17 protein-coding genes and 1 pseudogene are annotated in these 18,610 nt (G+C 58.0%); 12 read left to right on the top strand and 6 right to left on the bottom strand.

Annotated features, from left to right (window positions below; genetic code table 11):
• The first annotated feature begins 74 nt into the window (after positions 1 to 74).
• Positions 75 to 977: a DMT family transporter gene (locus HP546_RS11990; protein WP_172224992.1), complete on the top strand. Its 903-nt coding sequence runs from the start codon at positions 75 to 77 to the stop codon at positions 975 to 977.
• A 145-nt stretch (positions 978 to 1,122) separates the two neighbouring features.
• Positions 1,123 to 2,529, top strand: coding sequence for a GABA permease (gene gabP / locus HP546_RS11995; protein ID WP_172224963.1), 1,407 nt, complete (start codon positions 1,123 to 1,125; stop codon positions 2,527 to 2,529).
• Between the two features lie 43 nt (positions 2,530 to 2,572).
• Here gabP and HP546_RS12000 read toward each other — a convergent pair whose 3' ends face one another.
• The 6 genes from HP546_RS12000 to HP546_RS12025 all read right to left on the bottom strand — a co-directional run bounded on the left by HP546_RS12000 (position 2,573) and on the right by HP546_RS12025 (position 8,230).
• Positions 2,573 to 3,613, bottom strand: a complete 1,041-nt coding sequence (locus HP546_RS12000; protein ID WP_172224966.1) for a GlxA family transcriptional regulator — start codon at positions 3,611 to 3,613, stop codon at positions 2,573 to 2,575.
• A gap of 67 nt (positions 3,614 to 3,680) precedes the next feature.
• Positions 3,681 to 4,532 carry a proline/glycine betaine ABC transporter permease gene (locus tag HP546_RS12005; RefSeq protein ID WP_053867952.1) on the bottom strand — a complete coding sequence of 284 codons (852 nt, stop codon included), beginning with the start codon at positions 4,530 to 4,532 and terminating at the stop codon, positions 3,681 to 3,683.
• Positions 4,519 to 5,376, bottom strand: a complete 858-nt coding sequence (locus tag HP546_RS12010) for a proline/glycine betaine ABC transporter permease (RefSeq protein WP_053867953.1) — start codon at positions 5,374 to 5,376, stop codon at positions 4,519 to 4,521. Before HP546_RS12010 ends, HP546_RS12005 begins: the two co-directional genes overlap by 14 nt.
• The gene (locus HP546_RS12015) at positions 5,373 to 6,485 is read right to left on the bottom strand and encodes a glycine betaine/L-proline ABC transporter ATP-binding protein (protein WP_053867954.1); all 1,113 of its coding nucleotides are present in this window, start codon (positions 6,483 to 6,485) and stop codon (positions 5,373 to 5,375) included. The genes HP546_RS12010 and HP546_RS12015 overlap by 4 nt, the downstream gene beginning before the upstream one ends.
• A 74-nt stretch (positions 6,486 to 6,559) precedes the next feature.
• Entirely contained in the window at positions 6,560 to 7,411 is an 852-nt protein-coding gene (locus HP546_RS12020) for a glycine betaine ABC transporter substrate-binding protein (protein ID WP_172224969.1), read from the bottom strand.
• A gap of 126 nt (positions 7,412 to 7,537) precedes the next feature.
• Complete coding sequence (locus HP546_RS12025) at positions 7,538 to 8,230, bottom strand: GntR family transcriptional regulator (RefSeq protein ID WP_053867956.1); 693 nt, start codon at positions 8,228 to 8,230, stop codon at positions 7,538 to 7,540.
• 339 nt (positions 8,231 to 8,569) lie between these two features.
• On the opposite strand from HP546_RS12025, the gene HP546_RS12030 reads away from it, so the two are divergent.
• The 10 genes and pseudogenes from HP546_RS12030 to HP546_RS12075 form a co-directional block, all read left to right on the top strand.
• Positions 8,570 to 9,292 (top strand): GntR family transcriptional regulator, encoded by a 723-nt coding sequence (locus HP546_RS12030; protein ID WP_172224995.1) that lies wholly within the window; start codon positions 8,570 to 8,572, stop codon positions 9,290 to 9,292.
• A gap of 94 nt (positions 9,293 to 9,386) precedes the next feature.
• Positions 9,387 to 10,706: an FAD-binding oxidoreductase gene (locus HP546_RS12035; RefSeq protein WP_172224972.1), complete on the top strand. Its 1,320-nt coding sequence runs from the start codon at positions 9,387 to 9,389 to the stop codon at positions 10,704 to 10,706.
• Positions 10,707 to 10,891: 185 nt separating this feature from the next.
• Positions 10,892 to 12,220: an MFS transporter gene (locus HP546_RS12040; protein WP_172224998.1), complete on the top strand. Its 1,329-nt coding sequence runs from the start codon at positions 10,892 to 10,894 to the stop codon at positions 12,218 to 12,220.
• Positions 12,221 to 12,291: 71 nt separating this feature from the next.
• Entirely contained in the window at positions 12,292 to 13,185 is an 894-nt protein-coding gene (locus HP546_RS12045; RefSeq protein ID WP_172224975.1) for a dihydrodipicolinate synthase family protein, read from the top strand.
• 12 nt (positions 13,186 to 13,197) lie between these two features.
• Complete coding sequence (locus HP546_RS12050; protein WP_172224978.1) at positions 13,198 to 14,688, top strand: aldehyde dehydrogenase; 1,491 nt, start codon at positions 13,198 to 13,200, stop codon at positions 14,686 to 14,688.
• Positions 14,689 to 14,899: 211 nt separating this feature from the next.
• A pseudogene (locus HP546_RS12055) lies at positions 14,900 to 15,253 on the top strand (aromatic ring-hydroxylating dioxygenase subunit alpha); the annotation flags it as partial.
• Positions 15,254 to 15,782: 529 nt separating this feature from the next.
• Positions 15,783 to 16,520: a hypothetical protein gene (locus HP546_RS12060; protein ID WP_172224981.1), complete on the top strand. Its 738-nt coding sequence runs from the start codon at positions 15,783 to 15,785 to the stop codon at positions 16,518 to 16,520.
• A 113-nt stretch (positions 16,521 to 16,633) separates the two neighbouring features.
• Positions 16,634 to 16,849 (top strand): AlpA family transcriptional regulator, encoded by a 216-nt coding sequence (locus HP546_RS12065; RefSeq protein ID WP_172224984.1) that lies wholly within the window; start codon positions 16,634 to 16,636, stop codon positions 16,847 to 16,849.
• A gap of 3 nt (positions 16,850 to 16,852) precedes the next feature.
• Positions 16,853 to 17,731, top strand: coding sequence for a ParA family protein (locus HP546_RS12070; protein ID WP_172224986.1), 879 nt, complete (start codon positions 16,853 to 16,855; stop codon positions 17,729 to 17,731).
• A 14-nt stretch (positions 17,732 to 17,745) separates the two neighbouring features.
• The coding region (locus tag HP546_RS12075) for a ParB family protein (protein WP_172224989.1) at positions 17,746 to 18,610 on the top strand (865 nt) is incomplete at its 3' end.

Consider the following 18,610-nt stretch of genomic DNA (forward strand, 5'->3'; position numbering starts at 1 on the left):
GAACTTACTACGTTTTTAACGCCGCGCAGCGCCGCGCGGAACGCGTTCGCGCGCTTATTGAAGACTTGACTGCCATGATCGCTACTTCTGCTTCCAGCGCCGGTGTATCCACCGGTCATCGCAATTCTTTGCTCGCCGCAAACGTCGCTGCGGTGCTGTTTGGGCTTACTGGTATTCTCGGGGCGCTGATTCTCGCCGATGCCAGCGTAATCACTTTCGGCCGAGCGACATTTGCCTTCATTGCCCTTGGGTTTGTTGCTGGTCTCAAGGGCACGCGTCTGTTGGACGCCATCACCTGGCGCAACCTACCAGTAATTGGCCTCACTGGCACTTTATTGGCCGCCCACTGGGTTACGTTCTTCATTGCGGTGAAGGTGGGCGGCGTAGCAGTCGCTACGCTCGGCTTCGCCAGCTTCCCCGCGTTCATCGCTCTCGTGGACTTGCTGCTGTTTCGCGAGCGTATCGGTAGAACCGAAGGCCTGCTGCTGCTGATGGTGACAGCTGGGCTGGTGTTGGTGGTTCCTTCATTCGATCTGCTCGACAAGGGCACTGTCGGTTTGGTCTGGGGATTGGCTTCGGGCTTGTCATTCGCACTGCTGGCGGTGGCTAACCGTCGCCACACAGGGGGTATGAACGCCCTGCAGATCGCGTTTTGGCAGAACGTGATAGTGGCAGCACTGATGATCCCCTTTGCGTTTAGCCACCTCGCCACTGCCAGCCTGCGGGCTGATGACTGGGTAAACCTGGCGCTGCTGGGCGTTTTCTGCACCGGGCTTTCGCAATTTCTTTTCGTAAAGAGCCTGGATGGCCTGCAGGCGCGCACGGCTGGGATGATCATCGCCCTGGAGCCTGTGTATGCCATCGCTTGTGCTTGGTGGCTATTTGGCGAACAGCCTTCACTGCGCATGGGTGCTGGGGCGGCGCTGGTGGTGCTGGCCACTGTGCTGAGCGCCCGCTGCAAACCATCATCTCACTGACGCTGTGTAGCCCGGGATATGTCCGGCTCACTCCATTTGGTGTCCGAACCAGTCAATTGAGCCCTGTTTTCGCTCTCTATGGTTAAGCGGTGACGTGCCCTGGCACTGCACCCTACCCATAACAAGAGCAAAAGCAGGGACCATAATGACTATGACGACGTCTGGGAAAGCCAGCGATCAGTTGGCGCAGGGATTCAAGCCTCGACATGTGACTATGTTGTCGATTGCCGGTGTGATCGGCGCGGGTTTATTCGTAGGTTCCGGACAAGCGATCGCTGCGGCAGGTCCGGCAACGATCATTGCCTATGCGCTTGCTGGCGCTCTCGTAGTACTGGTAATGAGCATGCTAGGCGAGATGGCGGTGGCGAGTCCTGACACCGGTTCCTTTTCCACTTATGCAGATCGTGCAATCGGGCGCTGGGCCGGTTTCACCATTGGCTGGCTGTATTGGTGGTTCTGGGTGCTGGTGATTCCAATCGAGGCGATTGCTGCCGGCGTCGTGCTCAACAACTGGTTTCCCGAGGTTCAACCCTGGTGCTTCGCGTTGTCGATGACAGTACTACTCACCGCCACTAATCTATTCAGCGTAGCCAAGTACGGTGAGTTCGAATTCTGGTTCGCAATGCTCAAGGTGATCGCGATCGTTGCCTTTATCGCACTTGGCGGATTCGCTCTGGCAGGGGCACTGCCGGCACGCGAGGTCAGCGGTCTGGCAAGTCTGATGAGCGCCCATGGTGGTTTCATGCCTAATGGCTGGACGGCCATCATTGGTGCCTTGCTCACCACCATGTTCAGCTACCTCGGCACCGAAGCGGTCACTATCGCCGCTTCCGAATCTGCCGACCCCGCCCGAAACATCGCCAAGGCCACACGCTCCGTGATTTGGCGTATAAGCGTGTTCTACCTGCTTTCCATCTTCATCATCATATCGGTGGTGCCATGGAATGATCCGCTCCTGCCACTTCATGGTTCCTATAAACGGGCATTGGAGATCATGAATATTCCCTATGCCAAGCTGATGGTAGATATTGTGGTGTTAGTGGCGGTGGCCAGCTGTCTGAACTCGTCTATCTACATCGCTTCGCGCATGATGTTCTCTCTTGCCAAGCGCGGAGATGCACCAGTTGCCATAGGCCGTACTTCGAGAGCCGGTGTACCTCGGGCTGCCGTGATAGGCAGCACACTGATTGGCATGGTGACCACCATCATCAACTACTTCGCGCCTTCCGAGGTGTTTGCATTTCTGTTGGCCAGTTCGGGGGCGATTGCTCTGCTGGTATATCTCGCCATCGCTTTCTCACAACTACGCATGCGAGCCGTGCTGGAGAAGCAGAACCAGGCTATTGCCTTCAAGATGTGGCTCTACCCATGGCTTACCTATGGGGTGATTGGCTTCATCATTTTCGCCTTGGGCGTGATGTTCGTGATGCCCCAACATCGATTGGAGGTATCGCTAACCATCGGCTTGGCCTTGGTGATCCTGGTAATAGGTGTGATCAACAGCCGACGCCATGGGCAGGTGATGCCGCTGTCGACGACAGAAGCTGCGTGACATGGAAAGCCCGTTCGCAGAACGTCTGCGCGCGGGCTCTACGTCAACTGGGTTCGCGCTGCATGCTTTTCACGCAGGCAAAGCGTTTTTCTTTAGAAGGACTGTATCCGAAGAACGACGCATAACACTTGCTGAAGTGGCTTGCAGAGACGAACCCGCATGCCACGGCCACGCCCAATAGAGGCAGGTCGGAATACTGCAGCAGCCGTCGGCTTTCGGTGATGCGTAGCTCCAGGTAGTAGCGCACAGGAGTAGTCCCCAGCTGATGCTGGAACAAGCGTCCGATCTGGCGCTTCGAGCGACCTACGTATTCGGCTATCTGATCCTGGCTCAGGGGCTCTTCGATGTTCGCGGCCATCAGGCTGATCGCTTCACGTAGCGGCTCACTGATGTTGGTGTGGGGGGCCGGGACAGTGCGCCGGTAGCGGGACGCCTCGAAAGCCAGGATGGCGGTAACGCCATCGGTCAACGCCGTGCCTCTTCTTTGCCCCAGCCACTCAAGCACCATGTTGAACGCGCCTGCAGGACTCGCCGCGCTCAAGCGGTCACGGTCGACGACGAAGCTGTCTGTGCTTACGTGACTGTGATGGGCGATTTCTGCTACGGCCCCACGGTGCTCCGGATGAACAGCGCAGCGGTAGCCGTCAAGCAACCCCGACTGCCCTAGGAACCAAGCGCCGTTCCACAGTCCGGCCAATGCAACTCCCTTTCTTGCCAGGCCCTGCAGACATGCGCTCAAGTCAGCGGAAGCTACAAGCGCGGTACGCAGGCCACCGCAAATCACCAGCAAATCCAAGGGTAGCTTGAGGCTTTTCTCCAATGATGCTGCTGGAGAGATATCGATACCCAGGTCACTGATTACTGACTGGCCGTCCAAGCTGAAGGTGGTACTCACACAGGTTTCTGGCTGAATCAGATTGGCAGTAACCAGAGTGTCCAGGGCCTGAGTAAACGCCAACAGCGAGAAGTGCTCGAGCAAGAGAAAGCCCACGCGCGTCTGTTGATGGGTGGGCTGTTCGACCGAGTGGGTGAAACGCGAGTTTTGCCCATTCAGGGCATTACTGAAGCTACGAGTGGGACGCAACGGTGTTTCTCTTTGATCATGCAAAAAGTTGTGGCGGGCCAGAACGGCCCGCCGTGTTTTCCCGGACTTACTGAAGTTGTGGCCCAGCCCGACGGCTGAGCAGGCCTCGTGAGAGCCGGTCGAGTAATAGAGCCACGGCGACGATAGCCAAGCCCGCACGTAGGCCTAGCCCCATTTCCATGCGCGTCAGGCCGCGGGTAACTTCGGCGCCCAGGCCGCCTGCACCGACCAACCCGGCCAGAACGACCATGGCCAGCGACATGAGGATGCACTGATTGAGGCCGACCAGCAGGGTAGGCATGGCACTGGGAAGCTCGATCTTGAACAAGATGGTGCTGGGTTTTGCACCGGTAGCCTGGCCGAGTTCCAGCAGGTCTTTGGGTACCTGGCGGAAGCCGAGCGTGGTCAGGCGCAGCATCGGCGGGATGCCATAAATGATCGTCGCCATGATCGCCGGCACTTTGCCCAGGCTGAAGATGATCACTGCGGGGATAAGATACACCCATGGCGGCACGGTCTGCATCACGTTCAGCAGCGGGCTCAAGGCGTTGTCGAAGCGTTTTACCCGAGCTGCAAGGATGCCCAGCGGGAAGGCCACGGCAACGGCAATCAGTACAGCCACTGACACCAAGGCGATGGTCTGCATGGAAGCGGTCCAGAAACCACTGAGCCAGCAAAAGCCCAGCAGCACACCTGCAAGCCCAGCGGTGCGTAGGTTGATGAACAGCCCTGTCAAAATGCATACGCCGGCAATCATTGCGTAAGCCGGTGGCAATAACAGCAGCGCCTCGACCGCGCCTAGCATGGTCTCGACGAAGCGGCTTATGACCGCGAACAGCCCATGCATGTTGGTGTTCAGCCAGTCGAACAGGGGCGCCAGGTAGGCGCCGGGAGAGATGTTCATTTCAGTGAGCGCCATGACGCGCCTCCTCGGCGGTGCGGATCCCGCTCTGGGCCAGCCGATCGAGGATCAGGGTGAGGATCACGATGGCGATGGCGGCGTTGATCGAGCGGGCGATGTCCAGCGTCCGGATGGCGCTGTAGATTACTTCTCCAAGCCCTCCAGAGCCGACGATCCCTGCGATGACCACCATGCCGAAGGCCATCATCAGGCTTTGGTTGATACCTGTCATGATGCTAGGCATGGCGAACGGCAAGCGGATCTTGGCGAATTGTTGCCAACCGGTAGTACCGCTTGCGTTCCCCAACTCCAGAAACGCCTTTGGTGTCATGCGGATGCCTAGCGCGGTGAGACGTAGCACTGGCGGCACGGCCACGATGACCGTAGCCACGAGTGCTGTACCAGTGCCGTAGCCCAGCAGTGCGATGGCAGGAAGCAGATAGATGTAGGGCGGTAATGTCTGGATCAGGTCCATGGCCGGGTCACAGACGCGATTCACTGCAGGTGAAAGTCCGGCCGCTACCCCGCAGGGAATACCGATTATCAACGCCAGGCTGGTGGCGGTAAGCACCAACGCCAGGGTGCTCATGGTTTGCGGCCACAAGCCCATCAGCGCGCACATTAGTAGCGCCAAGAAGGTGCCAAGCGAAAAGCGCCACCCGGCCAGGCGCCATGCCAGAAGTGCGAACACCAATGCCACGGCATAGAAAGGTGGTACCTCCAATACCGTGTAGACAGCCTGGTACAGGGCTTTGAGCAGGTCGTTGAACAGGTCGAACAGGCCAGCGGCATTGTCGGATAGCCACATCAAGGCATTGTCGACGCGCTCATCGAAGGCAGAGGCAAAGTCTTCGGGGTTCATGCGAGACCCCCCACGGACGTGCGCGCCTGCATAGGGGCCTCGTCATCTCTTACACCTTGAACGGCGCGCAGCAAGTCACGCTGGCTTATCACTCCCAGCAACATTCCATTCTCACGCACGCCGACTGCATCGTGACCCGAGCGAATCAACAGGTTGATCAGGGAATCCAGGTCGCTCTCCGGGGCGGCACATTGCAATTGCTCCGGATTTTCGTGCGGGTGGCGGGCACTGTATTCCGCCAGCGGTTGCATTATGGAATGAGCTTTGACCAAGTGCAGGCGTGAAATCCCTGCAACAAATTCGGCTACATAGTCATCGGCCGGATTGAGCACGATATCCTCGGCGGTGCCTTCCTGGATAATCACCCCATCTTTCATGATGGCAATACGGTCGCCGATGCGAATGGCCTCCTCGAGGTCGTGGGTGATGAACACAGCGGATTTGCCCAGGGACTTGGTGAGTTCCCTGAACTCGTCCTGCAGCTGTCGACGGATTAGCGGGTCCAGGGCGCTGAACGGCTCGTCCATGAGTATCACCTCAGGGTCGGAAGCGATTGCCCGGGCAAGACCGACACGCTGTTGCATGCCGCCGGACAATTCGGCGGGGTAGCGGTTGGCCCAATCGCTCAGCCCAACCTTGGCCAAAGCGCGTCCGGCCACCTCATGGCGTTTGCCCTTGGACAGGCCTTGCACTTCCAGGCCGAAGGCCGCGTTTTCTAACACTGTGCGATGTGGCAGCAAGGCAACGCTCTGAAAAACCATGCCGATATGTTTGGCACGGACCTCGCGCAGCGCTGCGGCGTCCAGTTGTGCGATGTCGCGACCCTTAACCAGAATTTCGCCACTTGTGGGGACAATGAGGCGGTTGAGCAGGCGGATCAGCGTGGACTTGCCACTGCCAGAAAGGCCCATGATGCAGAAGATCTCTCCTCGACGTACTTGCAGGTCGACATTGGAGACGCCCACCACGCAGCCGTAGTCCTGAAGAATCTGAGTTTTTGTTAGGCCTCGCTCGCGGTAGGCCTGCATAGCGGCAGGCGCGCGGTCGCCGAAGATCTTCCAGACACCGCGGCAATCCACCAGTGTTTCAACAACGTCATTGGTATTCATGTGTGCACCCGAACCAGAGTTTTCTGGTGTGTTCTTGTTTCAAGTTCGGCAGTGGCAAAAGTAAAACGCTGCTGTCAGTATTTTTTGATGTTTTCCCAGCGCTTGAGCAGATCGGCATGACTGTCGGTCCAATCCTTCACGGCTTGGTCCATGGTCTTGCCATCGTTCACTGCGCTGTTGATCGCACTGATGTCCGCCAGCGGTACATAAACGCTAGCGATTACTTCACGGGCCTGGGGGTTCTCCGCTGAGAAGCCTTTCTGCCCAATCCAGTAGTAGCCTTGCGCTGGAGCGAATACGCCTTTCGGATCCTTGAGGAATTTGGTGTCGTATTTGAGGGCCATCCAAGTCGGCTCCCAGAGGGTCACGGCTACCCATTCCTTGCGATCGACCGCCGATTTGAGCGCGGCGGTCATGGCCGCTGTGCTACCTTCGAGCAGGTTGAGTTTCAGGTCATAAGCTTTAACTGCCTTGGCTGCGTCGCTCATCAAGCCCGAGCCGGGTTCAATACCGACGATCTTGTTGCCGAACTTGTCGGCGTTTTCGTTGAGCTGCTCAATCGAGTCGATTGGCACGTACTTGGGCACAGCGATCGCCTGGTACAGGCCGTGGGAAACTGGAGAGATCTTTTCTAGGCGGCTCTTATTACGGTTCCAGAAATCCTGGGCCACGTAGTCGATCTGCGAGGCGAGGATCTGCACGTCACCCTTGCTCAGGGCCGCATAAGCGATGCCCCACTCCGAGAACGAAGTCACCTTGACGGTGTAGCCGGCGTCCTCCAGTACTTTCTTGGTGATACCGGTGATGGGCGTGAGGTCTTCCCAGGATAAGGTGCCCATGTTGATGACCTTTTCTTCGGCATGGGCCTGACACAGCCCTAAACCGATCATCGCGATTGCGCACAGTGCCTTGCGGATACGATTCATGTTGAACTCCTGCATTGTGGTGGCGGGGCGTTGAGCCCTGTTTTTGTTGAAATTCACCTGCGTGCATCCCTGGTCGGTCAACGTCCGTCCATGGCGGGTACTGCAAAACGGTCTTACGAGCGCGTGTCAGCCGCTGTTGATATCGCGTGCAACGTCTTCAACCAGGCTTTGCGGGGCGATGAACATCTGCATGTTGCAGCGCGAAAGCTCCCAGTGTTCGAACACCAAATCGACTACCGCGCCTTCGTCGTGCCGGCTGAAAGCTTCAATGAAGCTGTCGTGATGCTCGACGGCCAAGCACAGGTGGCGCTCCATGTCGCTGTTGCGTGGACGGAAAAAGGTGTGGCCGATACGTGCGTGGTCGATCAATAGGCGGCCAAGACTGGGTTCGAGATAAGGATTGCCCGACATCTCGCCCATGATCTCGTGGAAGCGGTTGTTCTCGACGACCATCGCCCGAGGGTCGCGAACTTGGCTCGCCGTGCGAAAACGCTCCTGGGTGTCATGTAGGTCCCGCAGTTGAGCGGGCTTGTAGTTTTGAACGGCGAGTCGCCCGACGGCGGCATACACCATGGGCGCCACAAGGAAAAAGTTACGCAGGGTGTTGTGGTTCATCGGTGCCACTCGGGCGCCACGATGTTCCTGTATGTCCAGATAGCCTTCACCCGCCAGGCGGCGAAACACCTCTCTCACAGGGGTACGCGATAGCCCGTATCGTTCGCTTAGCCCCAGCTCGTCCAGCAATTGGTCGGGGCTCAATTCCATGGTCAGAATCTGGCCTTTCAGATCCTCGTACAGCTCATTTTTGCCGCCTCTCATGGAACCCCCCACCGTTCACCAAAACCCGGAGTGATCACTGTTTGATTCAGACTGGCACGGGATCTGAGCCCCGTCAACGCGATTGTATTCTTTGTGTATACCAAGAAAATTTCGAAAGAATGCCGCGAGCCCAGTGGTCATCAGCCTTTGCGGCGGCTGCGCTGGGCACCGCTATGGTCGTAGGTTGGCATGATATTGTCGCGGATAGAAATGTGCGCTTCGAGTCATCGTGATCACGCTTTACCGATGGTCGAAAAACCAGTAGACACATTGTCTAACCATCCCTATATTCATTATACAAATTGTAGACACAACAATATGAAAACCAAGAAAGCCGCCATGAAAGCAATAGCTGAGGCTCATCCACTGATCGGTGAAGTGCCGCTGGACCGCAAGGGTGTCCTCGCTGATGCCTTGCGTCGGCGCATCCTGAGCATGGAGCTGGCACCTGGCGCGGTGGTCGATGAGCTGGCCTTGAGTGAAGAGTTCGGCCTGTCCCGCCCGCCGGTTCGCGAGTTGCTCAGACAAATCGCAGCAGAGGGCTACATCGAATTGGAAGCCAATCGCGCGCCTCGCGTGGCTGCGATGAATCACGATTCCCTGCATAGCTTTTTCTTGGCAGCGCCATTGATCTACATCGCGACGACGCAGTTGGCGGCTACACATGCAACTGCGCGTGAGATCGATGGGCTCAAGGCCATTCAGGCGATGTTCCGCCAGGCCATTGAAGAGCGCGATGTGGAAAACCGAGTGCTCTACAACGATGCCTTCCATCTGGAGATCGGCCGGATGGCGCATAACGACTACTTGTTGCCCAGCCTGCGGCGCCTTCTGATCGACCACACAAGGCTGGGCAAGATCTTCTATCGACACCCGACCACTGATGACATGCAGCGCGACCTAGAGCTCGCCTGCCAGCAGCACGATCAAATGATCGATGCCATCGAGCGTCGTGATCCTGAAACTGCCGGGCAGCTTGTGCGCGAGCACTTCGAGTTGTCCCGTCGCCGCATGGCCGAATACGCGGCGCCCCAAGGGATGGAAGTGGCACTGGCCTTATGAAGTAATGCTCACCGCGCGCCAATATCCGGCAGGATGCCGGGTATGGCGAGGCGTGATGAGGAACAGACGCTAACAACAATATCTGGTTCCTGAAATGACAAAGATCACCTCGTTGCCCGCCGACGACACCACGTGTGGTTGGTACCACCTGAGCAAAGGACGGCAGATCAAAGCTCCGCACCACGGGCACACCGCCGCACGTTGGGTTGTGGTCGGCGCTGGCTTTACCGGGTTAGCCGCTGCACGCCAGCTGGCGTTGAATTTTCCGGATGACCAGATCGTGCTGCTTGAAGCCCAGGAAGTTGGGTTCGGTTCGTCAGGGCGCAATGCTGGTTTTGCCATCGACCTGCCTCATGACATCGGCGCCGACGACTACATCGGTGACATCGCCATCGCCAGAACCACGCTGAAGCTCAATCTCAGCGGACAGTCATTCCTCAAGGAACTGGTGGAACGCTATCAGATCGATTGCCAGATGAAGCATTGCGGCAAGTACCAAGCTGCCGTAGAGCCACGCGGCATTGCCGTCCTGGATGCCTACCGGCGCGGCTTGGACAAACTCGATCAGCCTTACGAGATGATTGACGCCGATCAGCTTCCAGAACATATCGGCACCCATTTCTACCGCAAGGCCCTGTTCACTCCGGGTACTTCTCTTATTCAGCCCTCGGCGTTGGTAAAAGGGTTGGCAGATAATCTGCCGCCGAATGTCACGCTCCATGAGCAGACGCCGATCACTGAAATTGAATACGGCGCAAAAACCGTGCTCAAGCATGCCAATGGCTCGATCATAACTGACAAGCTGGTGCTCACTACCAACGCTTTCGGTATGAGTTTCGGGTTTCTCAAAGGCCGCATGCTGCCGGTGTTCACTTATGCCAGCCTGACCCGTCCGATGAACGAAGAGGAGCAGGCGAGGCTAGGTGGTAAGCCATACTGGGGCGTCATTCCCGCTGATCCATTCGGCACCACTGTGCGTCGCACGCCAGACAACCGTTTGTTGATCCGTAACAGTTTCAGTTTCAACCCCGACGGCCGTGCCAATCGCAAATACCTCGAACGCTTCGTGGTTCGTCATCGTGATGCCTTCGAACGTCGATTCCCGATGCTGCCAAACATGCCCTTCGAATACACCTGGGGCGGTGCACTGGCAATGTCGCGAAATCACATGGGGTATTTTGGGGAGTTGGCGCCTAACGTTTATGGTGCCCTTTGCTGCAATGGTTTGGGTGTTACTCGCGGCACCGCCACCGGCAAACTTTTGGCTGACTGGCTGGCGGGTGAGAAGAATGAACTGATCGATTTTGTTCGCCATGCACCAGGACCGTGTGCGAACCCACCGGCGCCCTTGGTGTCGCTGGGTTTGAACCTGAATCTGAAATGGGGACAGTACCGCGCCGGAAAAGAAAGCTGAATTAGTTTATATCGCTATAACTTATTGATATTTGCAGGGCAATAATTTGCCCGGACTGCGGTTTCTATTGCGTGCTGTTTAGGGTCGAAGCGCACTTCGACAAGACGGAGCTGAATGAGGTTTTCAGCTTCGCGGAGGCGTTCGTCCTTAAACAGGCTGCACTTTGGTCGTGGCAGGAGAAAACAATGACAAATTCCAATGTATCAATCGAAGATGTACCAATTAACGGATTTCACCAGTTTCTGACCGTACGTTCTGGCGGTGGATCGTTCGTTGACGGTTACGTGTTGAGCATCGTTGGCGTGGCCATGGCTCAGATGTCCGTCGGGCTTGGTCTGTCCAGCTTTTGGCAGGGTATAATTGCCGCCTCGGCGCTGATCGGCATCTTCTTCGGTGGCTTCTTAGGAGGCTGGCTGACCGATCGATTTGGTCGCAAACGCGTGTTCTTCGTCGGCCCAATTCTTTTCATTCTCTCTTCAATCGCGCAGTTCTGGGTCGAATCAGCACTAGCACTGTTCTTGTTGCGGTTTGTCATTGGTATCGCGGTTGGCATTGAATATCCTGTAGCCACATCGCTGCTGGTGGAATTCCTGCCCAAGAAGAACCGGGGTCCGCGTCTGGCCACCCTCACTGTGCTGTGGTTCGCGGGTGCAGCTGTGGCTTACATGGTTGGAGAAGCGATACTTCACTATGGTGGCGAGGATGCCTGGCGCATGGTATTGGCCAGCGCCGCAGTAGTGGGTAGTGCGTTGTTGATGGTGCGCCTTGGTACGCCGGAGTCGCCACGCTGGCTTATCAGCAAGGGCCGCAGCGCCGAGGCTGAGCAGATCATCAAGCAGGTATATGGCAATGATTTCTCGCTGCGCAACCTGCCAGAAGAGCCAAAAACCCGAAAACTTTCATTCCTCAGCTTGCTGCATTCGGGCTACGGCAAGCGCATGCTGTTCGTCACCATGTTCTGGACGTGCTCGGTCATTCCGGTCTTCGCCGTCTATGCCTTCGCCCCGAAGGTACTCGGTGCACTGAATTTAAAAGGTGAGTGGGCGTCGATCGGCTCCGTTGCCATCACCTGCCTGTTCGTCGTTGGCTGCATGATCGCTACACGCCTGATCAACAGTATTGGCCGGCGCACCACCCTGCTGCACAGCTTCCTGTGGTCGGGATTGGCGTTACTCGGTTTGGGCGCATTCAGTAGCGGTTCGGAAATGCTGATTCTGGTGCTGTTCGGCGCCTATGCACTGTTTATCGGTGGTGCACAGGTTCTGCAGCTGGTTTATCCCAACGAACTGTTTCCTACCGAAATCCGCGCTGGCGCGGTGGGTGTGGGCACCTCTATGTCGCGGGTCGGCGCTGCCGTCGGTACCTGGTTGGTCCCGATTGCCCTCGATACCTACGGAATCGGCGCAACCATGTATGCCGCCGCAGCAGTGACTTTCGTCGGCCTGGCGTTCTCCTTCGCGCTGGCACCCGAAACCCGATCGATGAATCTTCAACAGGCCGCCTCGCTCGCCTGACCTGAAACACAGCCGTCGCGGCGCGTTGCGTCGCGGCTTTCACTACCAAATGTATCCTTGGAGAACCTACCGTGAAATTTGAAGGCATCTACACCCCGGCAATCACTCCACTGGCAGCGGACGGCTCGATCGACAAAGCGGCTTTCGCCGAAGTGCTCGAGTACTTGGTCGAATCGAAGATTCACGGCGTGATCATCGGCGGCTCGACCGGTGAATACTATGCCCACACCAATCAGGAGCGCATCGAACTGGCTGCTCAGGCCAAGGATGTGCTCAATGGTCGCTTGCCGCTGATCGTTGGTACCGGTGGCATTCGCACCGAAGACGCCGTGGCTTTCGCCCAGCACGCCAAGGAAATCAAGGCGGATGCGCTGCTGGTCGGTACCCCGCCGTACGCGTTGCCTACCCAGCAGGAAATCGCACTGCACGTCAAAGCAGTCGACGCCGCCGCCGACCTGCCGATCATGCTTTACAACTACCCAGGCCGCATGAGCGTGAGCATGGGTGAGGAGTTCTTCGACGCCGTCGCCGATGTGAAGAACATTGTCGCCATCAAGGAAAGCTCTGGTGACATGGCCCAGCTCCACCGCCTGGCGATCAAGCGCCCGAACATCCAGCTGTCCTGCGGCTGGGACGATCAGGCACTGGAATTCTTCGCCTGGGGCGCCAAGAGCTGGGTTTGTGCCGGCTCCAACTTCATCCCACGCGAGCACTTGGCTCTGTACGAAGCCTGCGTGATCGAGAAGGACTTCGACAAAGGCCGCAAGATCATGGGAGCCATGATGCCGCTGATGGACTTCCTCGAAGGTGGCAAGTTTGTACAGGCCATCAAGAATGGTGTTGCTTTGAACGGTCTGAAGACCGGCGGCGTACGCAAGCCGCTGTACGACCTGGACGAGGCCGAAAAGCAGGAACTCAAGCGTGTGGTCACCGAACTGAAAGCCACCATCGCCCAGATCAAATAAGGAGATTGGAACATGGCTGAATTACTGAGCAAGGCACAATACGCGGCTATCGCTGCCGACCTGCAACTGCGTACCAAGGCGTTCATCGACGGTGAGTTCCGCGATGCCATCTCCGGCCGCACGTTTGTCACTACCAATCCGGCCACCGGCAAGCAGCTTGCCGAGGTCGCGGCCTGCGACGCTGACGATGTCCATATCGCCGTGGCCGCAGCCAAGCGCGTGTTCGAAGCAGGCACCTGGTCGAAGATGCAGCCAAACGACCGTAAGCACGTACTGCAGAAGTTTGCCCAGCTGCTGGAAGATAACGCCCACGAACTGGCGGTATTGGAGGCGCTGGACAGCGGCAAGCCAGTCAGCGAATGCCAGACCGTCGACGTGCCGGAAACGATCCACACCATCCGCTGGCATGCCGAGCTGATCGACAAGATCTACGACGCCACCGCCCCGACAGGCAACGCTGCGGTGACCATGGTGGTGCGCGAAGCCATCGGTGTGGTCGGCCTGGTGCTACCTTGGAACTTCCCGCTGCTGATGCTGGCCTGGAAGATCGCACCGTCGCTGGCCGCCGGTTGCTCTGTCGTGGTCAAGCCGGCCAAGGAAACAACCCTGAGCGCGCTGCGCGTGGCCGAGCTGGCCCATGAGGCGGGCATCCCTGCTGGCGTGTTCAACCTGGTGCCTGGCGGTGGCCGTGAAGTGGGCGAAGCCATCGGCCGCCACATGGACATCCCGATGGTCAGTTTCACTGGCTCCACCGACACCGGCCGCCTGTTCCTGAAATACGCCGCCGAGTCCAACCTTAAGCGCATCGTCCTGGAGCTGGGTGGCAAGAACCCGGCCGTGGTCATGAACGACTGCGAAAACCTGGACGAAGTGGCCCAGTTTGTTACCGCCGGTGCGTTCTGGAACATGGGCGAAAACTGCTCCGCCTCCTCGCGCCTGATCGTCCACAAAGACGTCAAGGACGAGCTGCTTGGGCTGATCGCCAAGCACCTGAAGGACTGGAAGCTGGGCGACCCGCTCGATCCGGACAACCGTCTGGGCGCCATGGTCAGCAAGTCGCACTTCGAGAAGGTGAAGTCGTACCTGGAATACGCGGCCGAGCAGAAACTCAGCATCGTTCAGGGCGGCGAAACCGAGGAAGGCGTGTTCGTGCAACCGACCATCGTCGACAACGTTGGCCGCGACAACAAGCTGTTTGTCGAGGAAATCTTTGGTCCGGTGCTAAGTGTCACCAGCTTCGAGACCATCGATGAGGCGATCGAACTGGCCAACGATACCGTCTACGGCCTGGCCGCTTCGGCCTACACCGGCAGCCTGCGCAATGCACTGCGCCTGTCGCGTGAAATCCGCGCGGGCGTGGTCACAGTCAACTGTTTCGGCGAAGGTGATGTGACCACGCCGTTCGGTGGTTACAAGGAGTCTGGCTTCGGTGGGCGGGACAAGTCCATCTGGGCCCATGATCAGTACACGGAGCTGAAGACCATCTGGATCAACGCTTCGTGACTGGTGGGACGCAGGTGGTGCAATCGCCTGCGTCCTGATCCCGCGCTGTTCTGACGGAGTTCGGTGCGGACCCGGCCACTGCCCCTCCGGGCAGTGGCTTTTTTGCAGCAGTGGCGATCGACTGGGTGATAGGCATTGCATGCATCGAACAAATTCAGCCCCGTCAGGTCATGCTGGGCTTCAAGTGATTCCTACGAATTGGTGAAGAGGGCATGTCAGATGGCTCGTCTGGACCGGCGCTGTGGACAGCAATACTGATCGCCTGGATTACCCTCAACGAGGCGGCTTCCACATGCGCGGGTTCCATGGCGTCACGCCTGAGACAGAGTCCACCAGCCACTACTTCTGGACCATGGCGACGAACCCGAAAAGCAATGTGGAAGCGGTCAAGGCAAAGGTAGTGGAGCAGACGGGCTTGACCTTTGATGAGGACAAGGCAGTCATTGAAGCTCAATACAAGAATATGTTGCAGTTCGGTCCGCTGCCGATGGTGGATATCCATGAGGGTGTCGGTGCCAACCGCGCCCGCAAGATCGTTGATCAGCTTCGTAGACCGACCGTCTGAGTGCGAAAGCGGCAACGGCCGCTTTTTATCCGTTTACACCATGACAAAAACTTCCGCAATCACCTCTAGGGCAACTTGTTCGAAGTTTTCCTAACTCTCTCTACTTTTGCCCGATATCACGATACGCTGTTGAGCAGTCACACAATATTTACTACGTGCTGATTGGCCAACCGCTACGCATCGCGACGATCAGGCCAACAACCCACAGCCCAGGAAAACCCGAAATTCCCAAACGGCTACCCTTTGTACGCTTTGATCACCGCAACATCGGCGTACAGCGGCATTCCCAACACGTGCTGTCGTGCTTTAGATTTCGCGGGTATGCTTGCCTTCGGCCAGCAGAATTTGTCCCAGATTCACAACGTCGAAACCTGTCGCCGTAAGACTCAGTCGAAAAACTTTCCCTGCCTACCATTGTCATCTAAATTGGATCCGAAGATGGTGTTTTCGGAACCCGGCTCGCTCGACGGAGGGTCGGATCAGCCCCCGCCAGCGATTCTAGGATGAACGCAGCTGGAGGCTGTGTGCCATGATTTCGATAAGAAGCTCCTACCATCCCATCGACGCCGCGATCTTGTGGTGTGATCTCTCAGAGCACGAAGACGAAATACTGCAGGTTGACTTGTCACAACCAGGCAGCGTGCGAAAGCATTTCCCGCAGTGGCCTAATCTGCACGACCATGTCGAGTGCATCTACGACGCCATTCTCAGCGGCGAATTGCCAGCGAGCTACCTGGGGCAGCCGATTACGTCCGACAGTCACGTGCATCGGGTCTACTACTCCATTCGGCGCACCGACCTCTTGGTCTGGTTCGTACGTAGCCTGCCAGATCAAAGGCCTGCCTTTCTCTTTGCCCAAAACGCTGATCACTCGGGATGCGTCAGCCTGAATGCACATTTAGCCAAGCAAGCCGAGCTTGACTTTGCTCTGACTAGTCTTGAGCAGCTGCAACAAAGCTATGCTGCCGCCGCTGACGAGATGGCAGCGCTCTCCACCCTCAACGACAAGCTGAAAGCGCGCCTCATCTCTCTTGGCATCCCGTCCGAGACCTCCGAAGCCATGCATAACATGCTGATTGGCGCAATGCTGGAGACCACGCTCGGGAAAAACCCAAACGGCAAGCAGCAGTCGATCTATTCCAGCCAGGCAGCGTTGGTGCAAGCCATTCTGCTGCAATTCCCTCGGGTGGAAGGCCTGAGCAAAAGTACCATTGATCGGCGATTTGCCGACGCGCGCCGACTTATAGCCCAGGTAAAACGGGGCTGACGCCACATTGTCAGGCAATGCCCGGCATTGCCTGACAATGTTTTTCGCCCTGTTCCGACCTTCACTGACTGTCACTTCCCACCACGCGCCACCCGGCGCTATGGAGTGACATCATGCAACCGAACAGCACTGCCCCACTGCCTGCCGACCGCCACATCATGCGCCGCGATGAAGTGGAGCAGAAAACCGGTTTCAAGCGCTCTCATATCTATAACCTGATGAAGGCCGGACAGTTTCCGCAATGTCGGCGCATCGGCACCCGTGCGGTCGGTTGGGATTCTCTGGAAATCGAACAGTGGGTTCAGGACCGACTGTCCACGGGGGACTGACTCATGGACGTCCTCTCGCTGATCTCGACCAAGGGCGGCGCGGGCAAGACTACCGTCGCAGCGAACCTGGGCGGTGTGCTCGCCGATGCCGGCCTTCGCGTCCTGCTGCTGGACATGGACAGCCAGCCGACGCTGTCCAGCTACTACGCCTTGAGCAAATCCCGTGAGGCCGGTAGCTACGAACTTATCGCGCAGCGACTCACGGCGCCTGATCAGGTGATCTCTACCACTGTCATCCAGCAGCTGGATTTGATCGTCTCCAACGACCGCGCCGGACACATCAGCACCCTGCTGCTGCACGCGGCCGATGGCCGTCTGCGCCTGCGCAACCTGCTGCCTGCCTTCGAGGAGCATTACGACGTACTGATCATCGACACCCAAGGCGCACGCAGCGTGGTCGTGGAGATGGTCATCCTCGCCTCCGCTTGCGCGCTGTGCCCGGTCCCGCCGGAAATGCTCGCCGCACGAGAGCTGCGCAGGGGTACGCTGGGGCTGTTCGAAGAGTTGGAACCCTACCGCTACCTCGGCGTTGACTTGCCATCGGTAAAGCTGCTGCTCAACCAAGTCAATGCCAACCGCCGCGATACGCGCTTGATCATGCAGAGCCTACAGGCCTCTTTTCAGGCCGATCCGCATGTCAGCGTCTGCAGCACGGTGATCCCCGACCGTGTGGCCTATCCCAATGCCGCCTCGCTCGGCCTCCCCGTGCACCGAGTGGAAATGACTCCACCGGCCGGGAGACGCAGTCCTTGCGCAGCAGAGGTCATGCGCGGCCTGGCCATCGAGCTATTCCCGCAATGGGCCCAGCAGATCGATGCGCTCGCCGCGCGTGCGCCCGGCATTCTAACTGACGCTGGGCAACAACTGCTCCGGCGCGTCTGATTGGAGGATGAGTGATGAAGCCACCAACCTCCGAAAACATCACGCGTCAGTTGCAACAGGCGCACTTTCCGCAGAAACATGACTGCGACCTCACCATGGCCCCCGTTGGCGATACACCGATGGTGGTCAGTCTCGAGCAACTGCAGCCCTACGAGCTCAACCCGCGCGTGGTGCGCAACCCGCTGTATGACGACATCAAAGCGTCGATTCGCGAGCGCGGCCTGGATCAGCCGCCCGCCATCACCCGCCGTCCCAATGAAGCGCATTTCATCATCCGCAACGGCGGTAACACGCGCCTGAGCATCCTCGGTGAACTGTGGCAGGAAACGCGCGAAGAACGCTTCTTCCGTATCCATTGCCTGTTCCGCCCCTGGCAGTCGGAGTCACATGCCTTGCTCGGACACCTGGCCGAGAGTGACTTGCATGGCCAGTTGACGTTTATCGAGCGGGCCCTCGCTGTGACGAAGCTCCAGGACATGTTCCAGAACGGCGAAGCTCGCCTCACCCAGCACGAGCTCGCGACGCGTTTGAGTGAGGGCGGCTATCCCATCTCGCAATCACACATCAGCCGCATGTTCGACGCGCTCGAGCACCTGCTCCCTGCTATCCCGCAGATGCTGTACGCGGGCCTGGGCAAATCTGCCATCGTACGCCTCATCAGTTTGCGACGGCGAGCGGAGTCGATTTGGAACCGGTACTTCGGTGCTCCCGAGCAGTTTCCTCTGTTGTGGTTCGAGGTTCTGTCAGCGTTCGACGGTGAAAAGCCCGAACTGGAGTCGAGTGAGCTGCAGGATGAACTGATTGCCAGAATGGCGGTGAGCCTAGAGCAAACACCTCGTCTGTTGGCTCTGGAGATGCACCAGGAGCAATCCCCTTCGC

Origin of the sequence: Pseudomonas sp. CM25 (assembly GCF_013179705.1) — a bacterium.
In the GTDB taxonomy this organism is placed as follows: domain Bacteria; phylum Pseudomonadota; class Gammaproteobacteria; order Pseudomonadales; family Pseudomonadaceae; genus Aquipseudomonas.